Consider the following 18,832-nt stretch of genomic DNA (forward strand, 5'->3'; position numbering starts at 1 on the left):
GTGCGATCTGGTTTCGATTGGATCTCAGGGGATAAATAATGTTTAAAGGCTGTAAGGGAAAAGCTATTCAGATGAGCATCAGAAAAATAATTGAGCAGAAGGCTGCACGATAATGGTCTTGCTCGTAGAATGTGAGGAACAACAAGATGGATGTTGTAATATTGGGCGCTTCAGGAACGATTGGAAAGGCAATTGTACAGGAGGCATTAAAAAGAAAACACGAAGTAACAGCTGCGGTACGCAATCCAGAGTCAGTAACTCTCGAACACGAGCGTTTACATGTAACAACGGTGGATATTCTTGATCCGGCTTCAGTAGCGGCTGCGGTCCGTGGTCATGAAGAGGTAATCAGTGCTTATGGACCAGGAGCGGGCCACGAGCAGGATCTGATTACGGCGGCAAAAGCGTTGGTGGAGGGTATGCAGACGGCAGGGTTAAATCGGCTGTTGGTTGTTGGAGGTGCAGGTAGCTTAAAGACTGAAACTGGAGAGCTGCTGATGAATACACCGGATTTTCCTGAAGAGTTTAAACCAGTTGCAGAGGCGCATGCGCAGGCTTATGAGATTTACAAAAATACAGAATTGAATTATACGTATCTCAGTCCTGCTGCGGTAGTTCATCCAGGTCGTCGTACAGGTCATTTCCGCATCGGATTGGACCGTCTTATTCTAGATGAGAATGGTGAAAGCAAGATTAGTGTGGAGGATTTCGCTGTAGCTATGGTGGACGAGCTGGAGGAAGGGAATTTTAGTCGGGCCAGATTTACTGTCGCTTACTGATATCAGACTTGCGCCGGACTTGCGCTCGGACTTGTATTTGGAATTGCCTGTGAAGCTTTGGAACGGTAGATAGCGGAAAGGGGCTAAATCATGTATCTGGTAACTGCTGAGCAAATGAGGCAGCTGGACAGCGAAACGATCCAGCAGCTGGGGATTCCAGCGATTGCGCTGATGGAGAATGCGGGAAGAGTTATCGCAGAGGAGATCATCGCGCTTTGCCGGGAGAGAGGCGGGGCAGGCTGCAGGAATGCAGCCGAAGGGAACGATGCCGGGCTAAAGGAGGCCGCGCTGGGTGACCCAGGCAAGGCATTTAAGGTCAGCGCAGATCATGCGCTGACGCTTGCCTCTGCCGCAGCCGAGCGATGGTTCATCCTCGTCGGCAAAGGCAACAACGGCGGCGATGGCCTCGCCGCCGCACGGTACCTTCGCGAGACCGGCATCGCCGTCACGCTCGTCTATGCGGTGCCGCCGGAGTCGCTCTCCGGCGAGGCCGCCCTGCAGCGCGATGCGGCTGCAGTCATGGGCCTGCCTGCCGTAGTATACGGCAGGCATCGGCTGGACCTTGCCGAGTGCAGCGGCATCCTGGATGCGCTGCTCGGCACCGGCGGCGCGGGAGCCCCGCGCGGCGCCTATGCGGAGCTGATTGCCGCAGCGAACAGCAGCGGCAAGGTCATTGTGTCCGCGGACATCCCCAGTGGTCTGAACGCGGACACAGGAGAGACGCATGAGCCTTGCATTCATGCGTCAGTGACGGTATGCCTCGCGTTTCTCAAGCGAGGCCTCCTGCAATACCCCGGTGCAGGCGCAGCGGGGCATGTCAAGGTACGGGCCATCGGCATTCCGACTGCTCTGACTCTTAACAGCGGTGTGCAGGTTCACCTGCTGACACCGGAAGTGCTGCATGCCCATCTGGGTGTCGATCTGGCCCGGCGGCGATCGCCTGAAGGCCATAAGGGGACTTATGGGCATGTACTCCTTGCTGCCGGCACCTTACGGATGAGCGGCGCCGGACTACTTGCAGCCCGTGCTGCGCTGCGCACGGGCTGCGGACTGGTGACGTGGGCGCTTCCTAAGAAGCTGTTACCTTCCGTCATCGGTGTTGTTCCTGAACTCATGCTGGCTGATGTAGGTGGCAGTGAAGAGGGAAACTGGAAGGCTGAGACCGCGTCCGAGCTACTGAAGTTAAGCGAAGAGCGAGATGTAATCGCTGTGGGACCAGGTCTTGGACGGTTCCCGGGTGATACAGATTGGCTTCGCAGTCTTTGGGAAGGCAGTGATTGCCCGCTGGTTATCGATGCGGATGCTTTAAATATTCTGGCTGACTCCGATTATAAGAGTTGGGCGCGGCGCCGTCATTCTGTAATTCTGACACCTCACCCAGGCGAAATGGCTCGCCTGGCTAACCTAACTACGGCTGAGGTCCAACGTGACCGAATCGGTCTGGCTATGGACTATGCCAAGGAGCATGGGGTTACACTTGTGTTAAAAGGAGCACATACCGTGATAGCAACTCCTGAAGGGCAAGCTTATGTAAATACCACAGGCCATCCCGGCATGGGCACTGGTGGAGCTGGTGATGTGCTAACGGGCATGATTTCCAGCCTGCTGGCTCAGGGACTTCATGCTACGCAGGCAGCAGCTTTTGGGGTATACCTGCACGGATTAGCAGGAGAGGGAGCAGCCCGTCAGCGGAATAATCCGGCGGCTATTATTGCCGGAGATATCATTGAAGCGCTTTGAGTATCCCTAATAAGGCTTATGACAGCAGTAAGCAGAGCAGTGGCAGAAATAGGGCGAATACTGGCAGCAACAGAGGAAACCTTTCTACACCAAGCTGGGTCACTCTGAGAAGGAGTAGTCCAAGGACTCCACCCAGACCCCATAGCAGATACTCTGCACCTTGTTCCGCTGCCAGCCATAGACCTGCACCAAAACCTGTGACGACATATACAGCAAGGGGCAGGATAGGGGATTTGGAGCGCAGAATACGCAGCAGTACATCTGCTACTAACGCCGCAGGCAATCCATAAGCATAAATGGCATAAGGAATCGATAGTGGCCAGCCTTCAGGAATTCCATCGGATTGTGGAAATCCAAGCATAAGTAAGGTAATAAGGACGTAAGTTAGCCCTGCGCAGGCTAATTTGGTTAATGCGTACATGCCACTGCTTAGGCGGACAGAAGAGATATCATAATCATTTATCTTATTCATTTGATATACATTCCTCTCGTGGTGTAATGCATCAGCTGGTGACCATGTCTCCACCATTGACATGAATACATGTCCCGGTAACATACGAAGAATCCGGTCCCGCTAAATAAAGATAGGCTCCTGCTAACTCATATGGCTGTGCGGCACGTTTAAAGGGTGTATCCGTCCCAAATACACTAACCTCATCTGCAGAGTAGCTGGAGGGAATTAGTGGTGTCCATACAGGTCCGGGAGCTACGCTATTGACACGAATGCCAGAGTCTACGAGTGATAAGGCTAAAGAGCGGGTAAAGGAGACGATCGCACCTTTAGTTGAGGAATAATCTATAAGCTCTTTATTTCCTTGATAGGCAGTAATGGAAGCAGTGTTGATGATGGCTGCGCCTTTTTTTAGATGTGGAAGTGCGGCTTGTGTCAGGTAAAAGAATGGAAATATATTCGTCTGAAACGTTTGGTAGAGCTGTGCTTCCGTGATATCCAGAATACTTTTTTGCGGATACTGGACACCATGATTGTTGACGAGGATGTCCAGCTTGCCAAAAGTGCGAAGGGTATGATCCACAGCCTTGAAGCAGTTTTCCTTATGGCGTAAATCAACTTCGATCCGCAAACAACGTTGCCCTAATTCTTCAATTCGCCGCTGAGTGACCTCTGCATCTGAAGCTTCGTATAAATAAGCTATAGCGACATCTGCGCCTTCCTTTGCAAAAGCAATGGCCGCCGCTTTACCAATTCCGCTGTCGCCTCCGGTGATGAGCGCAATTTTTCCTTTTAGCTTTCCACTGCCGGTGATCTCCGGATTTTCACTGATGGGGCGAGGATTCATTAGACTCTCCAGACCAGGCTGACGGTCTTGGTGCTGTGGGGGAAACGCAATAGGCTGTTCCATACATATCGTTTGTTCCCCATAATAGGGGTAGGTGGGGTTCATTTTTACATACACTCCTCCTTGCCTTCTATCTTCCGTATATTTCTATGCATGCGCCTAGAAAAGCGTGCGCTGTTATCCGGTCCTGCCTGTGTTAATACCTAGTCGAGGGAGCGTTTGTCAGAGATGAATGATTGGCAAAACATAGATTATCTGAATCGTGGAACTCCAGTCCAAAAAGAGGTCTATACCCTGTTAAGAAAATTAAATATTATGAGTTTGCTGGCCGACTATAACCCGGTGCTGGTTGGCACAGTGCCGCTTGGAATTCAGGTGAAGGGCAGCGATCTGGATATTATTTGTGAGGTGCATGATTCCGTAAAGTTTACGGACATTGTTAGTCGATATTTCGGAACCATGGATGAGTTTACTAGTGTATCGCGTGTGGTTGATGGGGTCCCACGAACGAAAATTAACTTTATGGCCGGTGGCTGGCCTATAGAACTGTTTGGGCAGCCGCGACCCACAGCTCTGCAGAATGGTTACTTACATATGATCATTGAAGCGGAAATTCTAGCTCAGCTGGATAATGATTTTCGCCAGCAGATCATTACAATGAAAACAAACGGGTGGAAGACCGAACCTGCCTTCGCGCAAGTGCTGGGCTTGGAAGGTGACCCTTATGAAGCGCTGCTGATGCTGGAAAAGCTTCCGCGGAGTGCTCTTTATGCTTTTTGTCATTCTATACAAGCGAGGGGATAGACATGAATTATCGAGAGATGATTGCGGATGATTATGAAGCTGCCCACCAGCTATGGGAAAATACAGAGGGAATGGGACTTAGTGAAGCGGATTCGAGACTGGAGATTACGCGTTATCTGGAGCGTAATGCTGGCTTCAGCCAGATCTGCGAGAATGAAGACGGCCGGATTGTAGGAACTGCATTGTGTGGACATGATGGGCGAAGAGGTTATATGTATCATGTTGCAGTTAGTAATGACTGCCGAGGCATGGGCATCGGGCGTGAGCTTGTAAAGCGTTGCCTCGGTAATTTACATGCAGCTGGTATCGCAAAATGTCATCTGATGGTGATTGGAACCAATGAACAAGGAAGAGGATTCTGGGAAGGGATAGGCTGGCAGTATAGAGGTGGAATTATGTTATACTCCCAGGATATCTTGTGATACATAAGATGCGAAATGAAAATACTATCTAAGTAAAATATCATTAGATTAGAAGTGGATATATCACAGCAAATGTAACGGTGAACTCCGACTGCCAGTGCAGTATACTATATATGAGTTTGATAATTGCCTATTTTGCAGGCAGGAGGTCTTTTATGCGTTTCAAAGATGTGTTTTCAATTATTGGTCCGGCCATGGTCGGGCCTTCAAGCTCGCATACAGCCGGTGCGGCACGGATCGGAAGGGCTGCAAGGCAGGTGCTGGGTGAAGTGCCGCGTGTGGCAGAAGTGACGTTTTTTGGTTCTTTTGCAGCTACTTATCAGGGCCATGGCACAGACAGGGCTATTGTCGGAGGACTTTTGGATTACGCTACCGATGATCATCGGTTACCCGACTCTCTGGAGTTAGCGGCTGAAGCTGGGATGGAAGTATCTTTTGAGCAAGGAACGGGATTGTTTCCTCATCCTAACACAGTTAAACTGCATCTTATCGGACAAGAGACAGGAAGTGAGCTGACTTTAACGGGGACATCCATCGGTGGTGGAAACATTGAGATCGTCGATGTGGATGGTTTTGGAGTAAAGCTTACGGGAATGTATCCGACGGTATTGATTCATCATATGGATTATTTAGGTGTTCTGGCGAGTGTTACAGAAGTGATGCGTAACGGACAATTTAATATAGGGCATATGTCTCTGGATCGGAAGAATCGCAGCGGTGCAGCCTTAACGGTACTGGAGCTGGATGAAGCTGCTACTCCAGAGCTTATTGAAGCGCTTAAAGCGCTCACTGCGGTGAAATCGGTGAAATTGGTTAATTTAAACGAGGGTAAGCAAGATGAGAAGGGGAAGGAAAGCTTAACATGAATTTTCAAACACTTAGCCAACTGGCTGTATTATGTGAGGAACGTGGCCTCACCATTGGAGCCCTTATGCTTGAAGAGCAAAGCGCGGAATCGGGACGTTCCAGTGAACAGGAATTTGCCACTATGCGTGAATATTATGGGGTGATGAAAGAGGCTGTTCATCGTGGGATGCATGAAGATACCACTTCGCGCAGCGGTCTTACGGGAATGGATGCCCAGCGTGTAGGAGCCTATAACGCAGCAGATGAACCATGCCTAGGTGGACCCGCTGGTCAAGCAATGGCCTATGCCTTGGCTGTGTCCGAGGTTAATGCCTCAATGGGCCGCATAATTGCTACACCTACCGCAGGTTCATGCGGAATTATTCCGGGTGTATTTCTCAGCTGCCAGGAACGGTTTGGCTGGGATGATGACTATATGGTTACCGGTTTGTTCGCTGCAGGAGCGATCGGTTATGTCATTGCCAACAATTCGTTTGTATCTGGTGCAGAGGGTGGCTGTCAGGCGGAGGTCGGGTCGGCCATCGGGATGGCGGCAGGAGCTTTAACCGAACTGCGTGGAGGAACGCCTGCACAAGCAGTGCATGCTGTTGGACTGGCGCTTAAGAACACATTAGGACTGATTTGTGATCCGGTGGGAGGACTTGTAGAGATTCCTTGTATCGTTAGAAACGGATTCGGTGCAGTGACCGCGCTCGCCGCCGCCGATATGGCACTAGCTGGCGTACGTAGCGTGATTCCTTCAGATGAAGTAATCAAGGTCATGCTTGAGGTAGGCTCAGCTATGCCAGAAAAACACCGCGAGACCGCAGGTGGCGGATTAGCACAGACACCTACCGGCCGCAAGATCATGCAGGATTTACGTAAAAAGAAGTGATTTTAGAGCATTTTGAAACGTTCCAACTGTTCCCATAATCCTTCCTTCCGAAGGATTTCTGCTTGTTTGGGTCCCAAAAGGTCAAAGTGGGGGAATGGCGAACGATTATGAATATATTTAGCCGGCAGTCCATTTTCCTCACACCAATATGTTAGTCTGGTTAGGTCACTACAGCCGACCTTGGTGACAGTAGTCATGCCGGGAAAACGCGGGTCTAGCCAGTAATGGGTTAAGAAAGCGATCTCTCCTGCGGAGACAGCCTTTTTCCAGCGGGTTAATTCTTCTCTGTTGATGCCAAAGGCCATTACGTCTCCTCCTTATGTAGTATAGTTGACAACATTATAACCCATTGAAAGGGGATTACATCATGAACGGACAGGTAAGAGCCGATATTCGTCCTGGGCTTGAAGTGGATATTGTGCTTAAGCAGGATCAGCCGACGGGTAAGCTAACACATGGAACGGTAAAGGATATTCTCACGAACTCACCTCGACATCCGCATGGCATCAAGGTGCGTTTAACCAGTGGACAGGTAGGACGAGTTAAGAATATTGTTGCTAACTAACAACAATAAACTTTACCTTTGATTTTTATAAAAAAGCGCCCCTAATCAACAGAGATTGGGGCGCTTTTCTTTTTTATCTGCTCATAAAATCCTCAACGGACTGATCGGCTTTGGTCTGATTACATAACGTACAAGCGCAAACGCAATTATCCGGAGTAGTATGGCCACCTTTAGCACGGGGGAGCAAGTGATCTATAGTGTCTCCATAGGAGCCACAGAAGTAGCAAGTATAGTTGTCTCTGGTCAATATATAAGCACGGAAATCCTTATTGCTGTAAATCCGGCGGATGGTTCGGCGATTCACTACGATAGCGGCATGTTCTCTGACTAGAGTAACTGCAAGCTCGTAGTCAATTTCCTGATGCCAGCGCCGTCCTTTATCACTGTGGCCACGCATTAGAATTTTCCCTTTGGCAGAGGGAATCAATTGCGTTGGATCTTCGGGACTCAGTTTCGCGCCTTGAGAATGAGAATGTTTCCTTCGTTGTTCCAAGCCCCGTATGCGCTGATTTGGGTTGGATTGCGGTGAAGAAGCAACCGTAGGCTTTCCTTGTTTGGAGCGTTCCTTGACAGCCAAAGAAGGGGATTGAATGGTATCAGTTTGTACTGGAATGGGACCTGCTGCAAGAGTGAGATCTATGTTTTGTCGTTGATTGCGGCACTCCCGACAAGCGCCACGGCGAGACTGACCTTTGGAACGTTTGCCGGTACGTTTACGAAATTCAGAGAGCGGCTTCTGTTGCTGGCAATAGGTACATTGTTTGGTGGATAAAAGATGGGTATCGTTCATAGATATGTTAGGTTCAGCGCAACTTAGCGCCCGTCCTGTCTCCTTGTTTTTTAGGATCCAATGTATTTTATTTATTAGATTCAGTCGGCAGGGTTAACATTTCGTTCTAATCTTAGTATAGCGTAAAATACAATCGTTCACATCGCACTCAAAAAAAGCTTAAATACGGCTTTTTGTGTGATATCTGTCTTGGTGACATTCAGGAAAAACATGTAAAATCGAAAAGAGCTGTAAGGAATGCTCTACTTTTTAAACATGGGAAGGGGTACTGAAATGAAGCCAACCAAAAGAAGGCCGTTTACGGTAACATTGCTTTATATTTTTCATATATTTTTGGGGGTTGGAGCGTTAGCAGGAGGCGGGTCAATGGTCATAGATCCTAGTGGTGATCTGATACACATACCCACATCTATGCTGGAAAGATCGCCATTTTCAGATTTTTTAATTCCGGGTATTTTGCTATTCATCGTATTTGGTATCCTGCCCATGCTCGTGTTATATGGGTTGATCAAGAGACCAGAATGGCATTGGGTGAATACTTTGAATCCCTTTAAGAAATTATATAGCTTCTGGGCATTGTCCCTATATATCGGCTTTGGTCTAATTATTTGGATTATGGTACAGACGTATATGCTCGACAGTGTGGTAATCATACATCTGGTCTATATGAGTCTAGGGCTTTTGATCCAAGCTGTTACGCTGCTTCCTTCCGTACAAAGTTACTTTTTGCTGGACGGCGGTACCGAAAGACGTTAAAATTGCAGTGAACAGAAGGTATTTCATTAGTCTGGGCAAGGAGTGAACCGGATTGACAACTATATACGATATTGCCAAAAGAACCGGTTACTCTCCTACAACGGTATCCAAGGCGTTTAATAATTATTCCGATGTACGGGAGAAGACTCGCCAGGAAATTTTCCGGGTTGCCCAAGAAATGGGATATTTGCCGAATTCCCATGCCCGTACACTGACTACTAAGAAATCATGGACCATCGGTGTATTATTTGTAGAGAATACGGGATTTGGTATTCGCCATCCCTTTTTTAGCGCTGTGATTGAGAGCTTTAAGAAGGTTGCTGTGGATAAGGGGTATGCCCTCATGTTTATTTCCAAGGATGTTGGGGGTAAACAAAGCGGGTATTTGGAGAATTGCCGAATCCGTGGTGTAGATGGTGTTGTCGTTTTCTTGTCTGATTACGAGGACCCCTATTTCCGTGAGCTGCTAGAGAGTGATATTCCTACTGTGATTCTGGATTTTGAGACTAACCAGTCGCATACGGTATGTTCGGATAATACGGCTGGAGCTCAGCTTGCGATAGAGTATTTAATTTCTTTGGGTCATCGCAAGATTGCTCATATTTCCGGGGGGATGAACACTTTTCCCGGTAAAACTCGGGAGTTAGGGTATAAGAACGCTATGAAGCAGCAGGGGCTTGAAGTGCCGGCGTCCTATGTTGTGAATGGAGCTTTTTATTCTCGTGAAAGTGGTTATAACGCGATGCTGGAGCTTCTTAAGCTACCTGATCGGCCAACCGCTGTTTTTGCTTCGGGTGACATGTTAGCTTTAGGGGCTATTATGGCGGCAAAAGATAGTGGACTTTCCGTACCGCGGGACCTTTCAGTTGTGGGTTACGATGATATTGATCTAGCTGAGTATGTTACACCTGCATTGACAACCATTCGTCAGGATACGGCACTTTTAGGAAGCCGGGCAGCGGACATTCTTTTAGCATCGATTGAAGGGAAACAGTTGGATAAGGAAGCGGTTTTAGTTCCGGTAGAAGTGATCGAACGGGAATCCTGTGCGCCTCCGGCTAGAAGGAATTAGAGCTGTATCAAATTCCATAACTACAGAGAGCGGGCTGCTATCCACAGGATAAATCTTGACGTAGAGAAAAGAGTCCTGATAAAGTAGAGGACATCATAGCTTGAATTGTTCCTATGTGGTATTTGCTACAGCGTATTCAGAGGAATAGGGCTATAATGGGCATATTGTTATGCCGCTTTTTTCCTGCTCTCGTTAGATCATTTTTTTTCGGTATAATCGAAACCGGTTTCGATTATAGGTTTCGAATTGAGAATGAAATCAAAGTTTACCGAGGGTTTCCTTGAATTTTCTCAAACGTTTCAGTGGCCCATCGCTCCGAACCCTAACATCGGATGGTGATCCAGTAAAGACAGTGCTTGTTGTTAGTAACAAAACAATTAGAGGAGATGGATGAAATGGCAAAAGTTCAAACTGTAGTAACTGCAAAAGTTACAGGGGAACGCTTAACTCCGAAAGAGGCAATTGTTTTTAGCACAAGAGTAGATTCTGGATCTGCCGATGTAGAGCTTAGGCCAGAGCAGGAGTTCCAAAAGATGATCGGATTTGGCGGCGCTTTCACAGAAGCTGCGGCCTATACGTTGTCACGGCTCAGTCCTGAGAAACGGGCAGAGGTTATTCACCGCTATTTTCATCCGGTAGAGGGATTAGGCTATAACATGGGTCGTGTTCATATCCATAGCTGTGACTTTGCTCTTGGAAATTATACTTATGTCGCTGATCATGATACGGAGCTGGCTACCTTTGATATCTCTCATGATCATAAGTGGGTGCTTCCGCTGATTAAGGATGCAATGCAGGTAAAAGGCGGGCCGTTCACGATGTTGGCGTCTCCTTGGAGCCCTCCGGCATGGATGAAAACAAATGGTGAAATGAATAATGGAGGATCACTCAAGCCAGAATACGCTGAAGTTTGGGCACGCTATTATACCAAATTTATCGAAGCTTATGGGAAGGAAGGCGTACCTATTTGGGCGGTTTCTGTGCAAAATGAGCCGGCTGCTGTTCAAGTCTGGGATTCTTGTATTTATAGTGCGGAAGAGGAACGCGATTTTGTTAAAAATCATCTCGGTCCAGTGATGCAGCAGGCAGGCCATTCCGATGTGAACATTGTCATCTGGGATCATAACCGCGATATTATGGTCGAACGTGCTTCGGTCGTGTTGTCTGATCCTGAAGCTGCACAATATGTGTGGGGTACAGGCATCCACTGGTATGGTGGTGAGGAGTTCGACAAGGTAGAGAAGGTACATGATCTATTTCCTGACAAACATCTATTGTTCACTGAGGGCTGTCAAGAGGGCGGCGTCAAGCTTGGCGAATGGTTTACAGGTGAACGTTACGGCAGAAATATGATTGGGGATCTCAATGCATGGACAGAAGGGTACCTGGACTGGAACCTGGTACTGGATGAGACCGGCGGGCCCAATCATGTAGGGAATCTCTGTGATGCCCCAATTATTGCAGATACAACAACAGACGAATTGCACTATAACAGCTCTTATTATTATATCGGGCATTTCAGTAAATTTATCGCGCCAGGTGCGGTACGGATTGGCTTTACTTCTGAAGCGGAAGGAATCCTATCCACAGCATTCCGTAATCCGGACGGCAGCATTGCTGTCATATTGATGAATGAGAGCGAAGAAGTTCGCACAGTAACCCTGGGGCTTGGCGATGAGATTGCCAACTGCGAGCTATCCCCTCATTCTATCGTAACGCATCTGATTTCATAAATAAGTAACAGTTTAGGAGGACATTAACGTGAGTAATTATTATTTCCAATCAGGTAACTTTGTAATGGAGCAGTTTGATACAGGAAAGCCTTTCTCTAGTTTCCTGCCAGGTCTTGCAGGTCTTAAGGGAATTCCAATGTGGACTTTTTATGTAAACCGGGGGCAAGCGATTTGCAGCTTTGGGGTACGCGACAAGAACTCGCCAATCATGGAATTCTCTCCAGCAAATATCTCTTATAAAGACGTAGGAACCACCGGATTCCGAACCTTTATTAAAATAAAAGGCGAGCAAGAGATTTATGAGCCATTTCAATCGGCACGTCCAGATTCTGCCGCCAAGCGGATCATGACCATTTTGCCTAACGGACTGACCCTTGAAGAAAGCCATGCCGGGCATGGGCTGAAGACGACTGTACACTATTTCAATCTGCCTAATGATGATTATGCCGCGTTGGTACGTCGGGTGGAGATTGAGAATATCGGTGGCAAAGAGATTGAGCTGGAGCTGATGGATGGTCTGCCTGAGATTTTGCCTTACGGAGTAGAAAACAGCGGCTACAAGGAGATTGGTAACCTGCTGCGCAGCTGGATGGACGTATACAATCTGGAGAACGGTATTCCGTTCTATAAGCTGCGTTCCAGCACCAATGATAGTGCACAGGTTAGCGAAATCACAAATGGACATTTCTATCTGTCGTTTACTGGAGATGGAGAAAAAGTCGCGCCAATCGTTGATTTCGAACTTATTTTCGGCGGCAATACCTCTCTTACTTACCCAGACCGCTTTGCGGGATTAACGCTTTCGGAGCTGAGTGAGCTTCCACAATATCCAGTCAATAAGGTTCCTTGCGGCTTCAGTGGTGTGGCTAGACGTTTGGCACCCGGCAGCAGCTTGACCCTGAATACTTTGGTTGGGCATGTAAATGACATCGACAAAATCAATAAAAAGGCGGAGCAGTTATGCCGGGATGAATATATCCTGTCCAAATCCAAGGAAGCCGCAGGTCTGACAGAGGAATTAACAGAAGACATTGCCACGCACACTTCATCGGCTGTATTTGATGCTTATTGCCGTCAGTCCTATCTCGATAACTTCCTGCGCGGAGGCTATCCTTTTATTTTTGACAATGGCGGAGATGGCTTTGTAGTTCATTTATATTCCCGCAAGCATGGCGATTTGGAGCGCGACTATAACTTCTTCTCACTTGCCCCAGAATACTATTCACAGGGGAACGGTAACTTCCGCGACATGAATCAGAACCGCCGGAATGATGTGTTTTTTAATCCGAAGGTGGGCAGCTTCAACATCAAAATGTTCTATAGCTTGATTCAAGCAGATGGCTACAATCCACTAAGTGTTCAAGGAACAACCTTTGAAGTGAAGCCAGACAGCAAAGCGAAGGCTGCGGAATGGATCGGAGAAGCGGCTGCGGATCATCAAGCTGAGCTTGTTAAGCTATGCAACAGCCGGTTCACCCCAGGCAGCCTGATCAATTACATTGCGGATCAAAACGTTACGCTGAAGGTTAGTGAGCAGGAGTTTCTGTCGGGTCTGCTGGCTCTTTCACAGCAAAACATTGAGGCTGCTTTTGGCGAAGGCTTCTGGTCTGATCACTGGACATATAATTTGGATCTCGTAGTAGGTTATTTGGACATTTTCCCTGACAAGAAGCAGGAGCTTTTATTTGGGGATAGTACTTATGCGTTCTATGACAGCCCAGCATATGTGCTGCCCCGTAGTGAGAAGTATGTAATTAGTGACGGAAAAGCCCGGCAATATGGCGCCCTCCTTGAGGATGAGGAGAAGCTGCATAAGCTGAAATGGAAAGCTGGAGATACCCATTGGCTGCGTACCAAAGGTGGGCAAGGTGCTATTTACCACACCAATCTGTTCGTGAAGATGTTGTCTCTTGCTTTGAATAAATTTGCTACGCTTGACCCTTACGGCATGGGTGTGGAGATGGAAGGCAACAAACCGGGCTGGAACGATGCTATGAACGGTCTGCCGGGATTGTTTGGCTCCGGAATGAGTGAGACTTTTGAGCTGAAGCGTACTGTAGTCTTTTTGCTAGATGTGCTGAACGGTGCTGAGAATGTACAGGGAGCTGTAAAGCTGCCAGAAGAAATCGCGGAGCTGCTTGAAGCGGTATATCACGCGGTAACTGCTGTCCTAGCAGGAGAAGTGGAACAATTTAACTATTGGGATACAGTAGCTTCAGCCCGTGAAGCTTATAGAGCAAGTATCTGGTTTGGAATTACTGGTGCTGAAACTGAAGTAACCTTGGAACACATCCGCGAAGCCCTTTCCAAGTTCCTGGTTAAAATTGATGAGGGGATCAACAAGGCGGTAGAAATGGGCAATGGACTTACCCCAACCTATTTCCGTTTTGAAGCGGAGAAATTCCATCAGGTAACAGATGCTGAGGGTCAGCCAGTCATTAGCGGATACGGATTGCCAAAGGCTGTGGTAGAGGAGTTTAAGGCTTATGCCTTGCCTTATTTCCTTGAAGGACCTACCCGCTGGTTGAAGACGATGAAGAACCCGGTGCAGGCAAAAAAAATCTATAATCTGATTAAGCAAACAGAGCTGTATGATCAGGCAACATCTATGTATCAGACCTCTGTTAGTCTAGAAGGTGAATCGCATGAAATCGGACGGATGAGAGCCTTCACACCAGGCTGGCTAGAACGGGAGTCTAACTTCCTGCACATGTCCTATAAGTATTTGCTTGAGCTGCTGAAGGGCGGGCTGTATGAGGAATTCTACGGCGAGCTGAAGACGTCGCTGGTGCCATTCCTTGATCCTGCTGTTTATGGACGCAGTACACTGGAGAATTCATCATTTATCGCAACTGGAGGCAATCCTGATCCAAATAACCATGGTAGAGGGTTCGTAGCGAGACTTAGTGGATCGACCGCGGAATTCTTAAGCATGTGGAGAACAATGATGGCTGGAAGCCATGTTTTCAGAATGGAGGATGGAGCGCTTACGCTGTCTCTCGATCCGGTATTGCCAGGATGGCTGTTTGATGAAGAGGGCAAACTGTCTTTCACTTTCCTAGGGAATACGGAGGTAATCTATTCTAACCCAAAACGTGAAAATACCTTTGGCGAGAAGAAGGTTAGCATTCAATCTTTGATGCTTGTATACCGCAATGGAACTGTGACTAAAATATCTGGAGCGTTCGTGCGCGGTGCAGAGGCAGAGGCTCTGCGGCGTGGAGAAATCGTGCAAATTCAAGCAGTATTAGCATAAAAATAGAGGGGCGAGCTGCGGCTCGCCCTTAAATTTTCACTCAATCCGAAAAATGGTACCTATAATCCGAAATTCAAAGCCTTACGGAGACAGGCAAAAGCAAATACAATGGATACATAAACATTGTAAGCGCTTTAGATTAAATACAGATATAGAGCCTGGAGGTCCAAAGGATGGAGAACAAAAAAAGCATGGAAGTAAGCTCAACGATGAAGCCGTTAATTCCTGGCAATTTCGAAACCGGTAAAGTAAATCGGAGCCCGCTTTGGAAGAGGTTCATTGCCCAGCGTCATTTGCAGACAATGGCTCTACTCGGCATTGCGTGGATGATAATCTTTAACTACATTCCCATGTATGGAATTATCATTGCTTTTAAAGATTACAACATCGTTAAAACGATTGCAGAAGCCCCATGGGTGGGACTTACACATTTCAAAGAGTTCATGGATGATGACAATCTCTCGAATGTAATTAAAAATACGCTCGGCATCAGCTTGTTTAAGCTAATTATCGGATTTCCATTGCCAATAATATTTGCTCTATTTCTGAATGAAGTTCGTTCAATGAAATTCAAGAAGACCATACAGACGATTTCGTATTTGCCCCACTTTCTCTCATGGGTGGTACTCGGAGGGATTTTGGCTACATGGCTTGCTGATGTAGGAATTATCAATAACATTTTGCTAGCGCTTCATCTGATTGATCAGCCAATTACATACTTGGCTGAGCCTGGTTACTTCTGGACAATTATTATCTCCTCTGATATCTGGAAAGAACTTGGATGGTCAGCGATTATCTATTTAGCAGCAATTTCCGGTGTATCTCCTGAAATGTACGAGGCGGCGACAATCGACGGCGCGGGCAGATTTCAGAAGATGTGGTATGTTACCTTGCCGGCGATTAAATCGACAATCAGCATTCTCTTCATTCTCGCGGTCAGCGGAGTGCTGAACTCCAACTTTGATCAGATTCTGGTCCTGCGCAACTCACTGAATGATAGTGCAAGTAATGTAATTGATTACTATGTGTACTATACAGGGATTCTCTCAGGCCGCTTCTCTTACTCAACTGCAGTTGGATTGTTAAAATCGGTTATCGCTCTAATATTGCTGCTGATTGCCAACCAAGTATCTAAAAAAATCAACGATACATCGTTGTTCTAGGATAAGGAGGACCATATATGTTTGCACTTAAGCGTAAAACCAAGGGCGAGGCCCTGTTCGATATCATCAATAACCTCATCATGTTATGTATCTGCTTCATAACGCTTTACCCGATCTGGTACGTATTGGTTAACGCCTTCAATAACGGTAATGACGCCATGCGGGGAGGAATCTACTGGTGGCCGCGGATGTTCAGCTTTGAGAATTTCGAGGCCGTGTTTGCCAGCCCCGGCATCATGCAGGCGATGTGGGTTACTGTCGCCAAAACACTTTTGGGTACTGTACTGCATGTATTTTTCACAGCGATGGTAGCTTATGCATTCTCCAGAAAAAACCTCATTGGCGGTAAGTTCTACATGCTGATGGGTACAGTGACTCTCTTTTTTGGCGGGGGACTCATTCCTACCTTCCTGCTGATGAAGGACCTTCACCTATTGGAGAATTTCCTAGTCTATATTATTCCGGTTATGTTTAGCTTCTTTGATCTTATTATCTTCATGACCTTCTTCCGGGAGATTCCCGATGGGCTGGAAGAAGCGGCACGGATTGACGGTGCTAATGATTGGTCCATCTTTCTAAGAATCGTACTTCCAGTATCCATGCCTGTAATTGCTACCATTGCGCTGTTCCATGGCGTGTATCAGTGGAATGATTACTTCACGGGTATGATCTATATCAATAATACTGATCTACAGCCGATTCAGACGTATTTGTTCCGGGTCGTCGCACAATCGAGCTCTAGTCAAATGATGGTCGCTGTACAAGGCAGCAGCGTTACGAGAAGCGTAACGTCACAGTCCATTAAGCTGGCGACGATGGTAGTGACCACACTGCCGATAGTATTCGTGTATCCGTTCCTGCAGCGTTATTTCGTTAAAGGGATGATGATCGGCTCCATTAAGGGCTGATGTCTAGCAGTGATAACTCCTCCGGTTGCCTACAGCTGTAGGCACTGGGGTTGAGCTTATAATTAACATTCATAGAAAAGGGGTAAACAAGCATGGGCATGAAACGTAAGCCAAAAGCAATGGGAGTTCTGCTTCTCGCAATAATGATGTCATTGTCAGCCGCAGGCTGCTCCAGCGGGAATAATGCTGGCAAGAATGCCGAAGGTAATGCTAACAGCGCTAAAGCTACTAATACGGAGGCAAGTGCTGAACCGACTGCTGCTGCATTATCAGCAGATGAACCGGGATGGAAGATTGATACTTCACCCATTACATTTGACTGGTACCTGAACTTCTCATGGTTCCCTAATAAATGGGGCGTGGACCCAACCTCCCAATATGTAACTAAGAAGACCGGAGTTGATATTAATTTCATCGTTCCGGCTGGTAACGAGAATGAGAAGCTTAACACGCTGATTGCATCCGGTAAATTGCCTGATTTCATCACTTTGGGCTTCTGGGAAGATGCGATTAAGAAAATGGTCGAAGGTGAACTTGTTCTTCCATTGAACAAACTTGCTGATGAATATGATCCGTACTTCTTTAAAGTATCCGATGCTGATAAGCTGGGCTGGTATACACAAGAAGACGGCAATGTGTATGGCTATCCTAACTCTTCTTCCTCTCCTGCCGACTATGAGAAATATGGAGAAAATTACGTATCCAACCAAGTATTCGCTGTCCGCAAGGATATGTATGAAGCTATTGGAAGTCCAGATATGCGCACACCAGAAGGTTTCTTGAATGCGCTTAAATTAGCGAAAGAGAAATTCCCTGACGTAAATGGACAGCCGCTTATTCCACTTGGTTTGCATGAATTTACCGAGAACGGTAACGATTCTTTGGAAGGTTACCTGCAGAACTTCTTGGCAATCCCAAGAGAAAAAGATGGCAAGGTATATGCTCGTGAAACCGATCCTGAATATATCCGCTGGATGAAGGCACTTCGTCAAGCGAATCAAGACGGTCTGCTGGCTAAAGATATCTTTATCGACAAACGCCCACAAATGGAAGAAAAAATTGCCCAAGGCCGTTATTTCGCAATGCTGTATCAACGTACAGACTTTGCAGCACAACTAGGAACGATTTACCAACAGGATCCAACCAAAACGTATATCGCTGTTGACGGACCTTCCAATACGAACTTGGATAAACCAACCCTTGATGGCCCTGGTATCTCCGGTTGGACGGTAACACTGATCTCCAAAGATGTTAAGGATAAAGCACGTGCTATCCGCTTCCTCAGCTACTTGAACAGTGAAGAAGGCAACAAAGACTTGTTCTTAGGTGAAAAAGGTGTCAGCTACGATACGATTGATGGAAAAGATCAATTTAAACCAGAAGTGTTTGATTTGATGAATAAAGACCGTTCGACGTTTGATAAGCAAATCGGATCTTCCTTTACATTCTGGATGCTGCAAAATACGAATATCACAGACCAATGGGCTCCTAAATCGGTAGAACCATTTAAGCAATTGGAAGATTGGACTAGAGGTAAATCCATAGGCTCCTCCGAGTTCCAACAAATCGAACCAACAGGAAACTCTCCTGAAGGCATCATCGCTTCGAAGCTGAAACAGCTGCGCGGTAAAACTATGCCGAAATTGCTCATGGCTTCCTCCGATGCGGAATTCGATAAGATTTGGAATGAGTATTTAGAGAAGAGAAAGAAGGAAGGCGAAGATGTATTTGATGCCTACCAACAAAAGAAATATGAAGAGAATAAAGTGAAGCTGTCCATAAAATAAAAAGTATGACCCAAAATG

General features: G+C 47.0%; 18 protein-coding genes. 14 read left to right on the forward strand and 4 right to left on the reverse strand.

From position 1 onward, the window contains the following. Positions 1–146: 146 nt before the first annotated feature. Positions 147–779 (forward strand): NAD(P)-dependent oxidoreductase, encoded by a 633-nt coding sequence (locus tag MHH46_RS02360; protein ID WP_076192760.1) that lies wholly within the window; start codon positions 147–149, stop codon positions 777–779. Between the two features lie 90 nt (positions 780–869). Next, positions 870–2,519, forward strand: coding sequence for a bifunctional ADP-dependent NAD(P)H-hydrate dehydratase/NAD(P)H-hydrate epimerase (locus MHH46_RS02365; RefSeq protein WP_076192762.1), 1,650 nt, complete (start codon positions 870–872; stop codon positions 2,517–2,519). Between the two features lie 16 nt (positions 2,520–2,535). On the opposite strand, the gene MHH46_RS02370 is transcribed toward MHH46_RS02365, so the two are convergent. Continuing rightward, the gene (locus MHH46_RS02370) at positions 2,536–2,991 is read right to left on the reverse strand and encodes a hypothetical protein (RefSeq protein ID WP_076142073.1); all 456 of its coding nucleotides are present in this window, start codon (positions 2,989–2,991) and stop codon (positions 2,536–2,538) included. A 31-nt stretch (positions 2,992–3,022) separates the two neighbouring features. Continuing rightward, positions 3,023–3,922, reverse strand: a complete 900-nt coding sequence (locus MHH46_RS02375; RefSeq protein WP_076192764.1) for an SDR family oxidoreductase — start codon at positions 3,920–3,922, stop codon at positions 3,023–3,025. A 123-nt stretch (positions 3,923–4,045) separates the two neighbouring features. Here MHH46_RS02375 and MHH46_RS02380 point away from each other — a divergent pair, with 123 nt between their 5' ends. From MHH46_RS02380 to sdaAA, 4 genes are all read left to right on the forward strand, one after another. Beyond that, positions 4,046–4,621, forward strand: coding sequence for a DUF4269 domain-containing protein (locus MHH46_RS02380; RefSeq protein WP_076192767.1), 576 nt, complete (start codon positions 4,046–4,048; stop codon positions 4,619–4,621). A gap of 2 nt (positions 4,622–4,623) precedes the next feature. Next, complete coding sequence (locus tag MHH46_RS02385; RefSeq protein ID WP_076142075.1) at positions 4,624–5,043, forward strand: GNAT family N-acetyltransferase; 420 nt, start codon at positions 4,624–4,626, stop codon at positions 5,041–5,043. 155 nt (positions 5,044–5,198) lie between these two features. Next, positions 5,199–5,909 (forward strand): L-serine ammonia-lyase, iron-sulfur-dependent subunit beta, encoded by a 711-nt coding sequence (gene sdaAB, locus MHH46_RS02390; RefSeq protein WP_076142076.1) that lies wholly within the window; start codon positions 5,199–5,201, stop codon positions 5,907–5,909. After that, the gene (sdaAA, locus tag MHH46_RS02395; RefSeq protein ID WP_076124557.1) at positions 5,906–6,784 is read left to right on the forward strand and encodes an L-serine ammonia-lyase, iron-sulfur-dependent, subunit alpha; all 879 of its coding nucleotides are present in this window, start codon (positions 5,906–5,908) and stop codon (positions 6,782–6,784) included. Before sdaAB ends, sdaAA begins: the two co-directional genes overlap by 4 nt. A 2-nt stretch (positions 6,785–6,786) precedes the next feature. Here the strand turns inward: sdaAA and MHH46_RS02400 are convergent, their stop codons facing one another. Beyond that, positions 6,787–7,089: a hypothetical protein gene (locus MHH46_RS02400; RefSeq protein ID WP_076124555.1), complete on the reverse strand. Its 303-nt coding sequence runs from the start codon at positions 7,087–7,089 to the stop codon at positions 6,787–6,789. 62 nt (positions 7,090–7,151) lie between these two features. Between MHH46_RS02400 and MHH46_RS02405 the strand changes: the two genes are divergently transcribed. Beyond that, entirely contained in the window at positions 7,152–7,349 is a 198-nt protein-coding gene (locus MHH46_RS02405) for a YwbE family protein (RefSeq protein ID WP_036682616.1), read from the forward strand. 73 nt (positions 7,350–7,422) lie between these two features. Here MHH46_RS02405 and MHH46_RS02410 read toward each other — a convergent pair whose 3' ends face one another. Further along, complete coding sequence (locus tag MHH46_RS02410) at positions 7,423–8,139, reverse strand: HNH endonuclease (protein ID WP_076124553.1); 717 nt, start codon at positions 8,137–8,139, stop codon at positions 7,423–7,425. 366 nt (positions 8,140–8,505) lie between these two features. On the opposite strand from MHH46_RS02410, the gene MHH46_RS02415 reads away from it, so the two are divergent. The 7 genes from MHH46_RS02415 to MHH46_RS02445 all read left to right on the forward strand — a co-directional run bounded on the left by MHH46_RS02415 (position 8,506) and on the right by MHH46_RS02445 (position 18,814). Continuing rightward, positions 8,506–8,895 (forward strand): hypothetical protein, encoded by a 390-nt coding sequence (locus tag MHH46_RS02415; protein WP_249267764.1) that lies wholly within the window; start codon positions 8,506–8,508, stop codon positions 8,893–8,895. 52 nt (positions 8,896–8,947) lie between these two features. After that, positions 8,948–9,967 carry a LacI family DNA-binding transcriptional regulator gene (locus MHH46_RS02420; RefSeq protein WP_076124550.1) on the forward strand — a complete coding sequence of 340 codons (1,020 nt, stop codon included), beginning with the start codon at positions 8,948–8,950 and terminating at the stop codon, positions 9,965–9,967. Positions 9,968–10,362: 395 nt separating this feature from the next. Continuing rightward, the gene (locus MHH46_RS02425) at positions 10,363–11,700 is read left to right on the forward strand and encodes a glycoside hydrolase family 30 beta sandwich domain-containing protein (RefSeq protein WP_076124549.1); all 1,338 of its coding nucleotides are present in this window, start codon (positions 10,363–10,365) and stop codon (positions 11,698–11,700) included. A 28-nt stretch (positions 11,701–11,728) separates the two neighbouring features. Beyond that, the gene (locus MHH46_RS02430; protein WP_076192770.1) at positions 11,729–14,956 is read left to right on the forward strand and encodes a cellobiose phosphorylase; all 3,228 of its coding nucleotides are present in this window, start codon (positions 11,729–11,731) and stop codon (positions 14,954–14,956) included. A gap of 173 nt (positions 14,957–15,129) precedes the next feature. Next, positions 15,130–16,119, forward strand: a complete 990-nt coding sequence (locus MHH46_RS02435; RefSeq protein ID WP_081387865.1) for an ABC transporter permease subunit — start codon at positions 15,130–15,132, stop codon at positions 16,117–16,119. 17 nt (positions 16,120–16,136) lie between these two features. After that, positions 16,137–17,027, forward strand: coding sequence for a carbohydrate ABC transporter permease (locus tag MHH46_RS02440; RefSeq protein ID WP_036682603.1), 891 nt, complete (start codon positions 16,137–16,139; stop codon positions 17,025–17,027). Between the two features lie 92 nt (positions 17,028–17,119). After that, positions 17,120–18,814 (forward strand): extracellular solute-binding protein, encoded by a 1,695-nt coding sequence (locus MHH46_RS02445; protein WP_036682600.1) that lies wholly within the window; start codon positions 17,120–17,122, stop codon positions 18,812–18,814. Positions 18,815–18,832 lie beyond the last annotated feature (18 nt).

This window comes from Paenibacillus sp. FSL H8-0175 (assembly GCF_045040615.1).
Lineage (GTDB): Bacteria > Bacillota > Bacilli > Paenibacillales > Paenibacillaceae > Paenibacillus_AQ > Paenibacillus_AQ odorifer.

Coding starts and splice junctions, on each gene's coding strand:
- MHH46_RS02360 (WP_076192760.1), top strand. CDS start 147: ATGGATGTTGTAATATTGGGCGCTTCAGGAACGATTGGAAAGGCAATT.
- MHH46_RS02365 (WP_076192762.1), top strand. CDS start 870: ATGTATCTGGTAACTGCTGAGCAAATGAGGCAGCTGGACAGCGAAACG.
- MHH46_RS02370 (WP_076142073.1), bottom strand. CDS start 2,991: ATGAATAAGATAAATGATTATGATATCTCTTCTGTCCGCCTAAGCAGT.
- MHH46_RS02375 (WP_076192764.1), bottom strand. CDS start 3,922: ATGAACCCCACCTACCCCTATTATGGGGAACAAACGATATGTATGGAA.
- MHH46_RS02380 (WP_076192767.1), top strand. CDS start 4,046: ATGAATGATTGGCAAAACATAGATTATCTGAATCGTGGAACTCCAGTC.
- MHH46_RS02385 (WP_076142075.1), top strand. CDS start 4,624: ATGAATTATCGAGAGATGATTGCGGATGATTATGAAGCTGCCCACCAG.
- sdaAB (WP_076142076.1), top strand. CDS start 5,199: ATGCGTTTCAAAGATGTGTTTTCAATTATTGGTCCGGCCATGGTCGGG.
- sdaAA (WP_076124557.1), top strand. CDS start 5,906: ATGAATTTTCAAACACTTAGCCAACTGGCTGTATTATGTGAGGAACGT.
- MHH46_RS02400 (WP_076124555.1), bottom strand. CDS start 7,089: ATGGCCTTTGGCATCAACAGAGAAGAATTAACCCGCTGGAAAAAGGCT.
- MHH46_RS02405 (WP_036682616.1), top strand. CDS start 7,152: ATGAACGGACAGGTAAGAGCCGATATTCGTCCTGGGCTTGAAGTGGAT.
- MHH46_RS02410 (WP_076124553.1), bottom strand. CDS start 8,139: ATGAACGATACCCATCTTTTATCCACCAAACAATGTACCTATTGCCAG.
- MHH46_RS02415 (WP_249267764.1), top strand. CDS start 8,506: ATGGTCATAGATCCTAGTGGTGATCTGATACACATACCCACATCTATG.
- MHH46_RS02425 (WP_076124549.1), top strand. CDS start 10,363: ATGGCAAAAGTTCAAACTGTAGTAACTGCAAAAGTTACAGGGGAACGC.
- MHH46_RS02435 (WP_081387865.1), top strand. CDS start 15,130: ATGGAGAACAAAAAAAGCATGGAAGTAAGCTCAACGATGAAGCCGTTA.
- MHH46_RS02440 (WP_036682603.1), top strand. CDS start 16,137: ATGTTTGCACTTAAGCGTAAAACCAAGGGCGAGGCCCTGTTCGATATC.
- MHH46_RS02445 (WP_036682600.1), top strand. CDS start 17,120: ATGGGCATGAAACGTAAGCCAAAAGCAATGGGAGTTCTGCTTCTCGCA.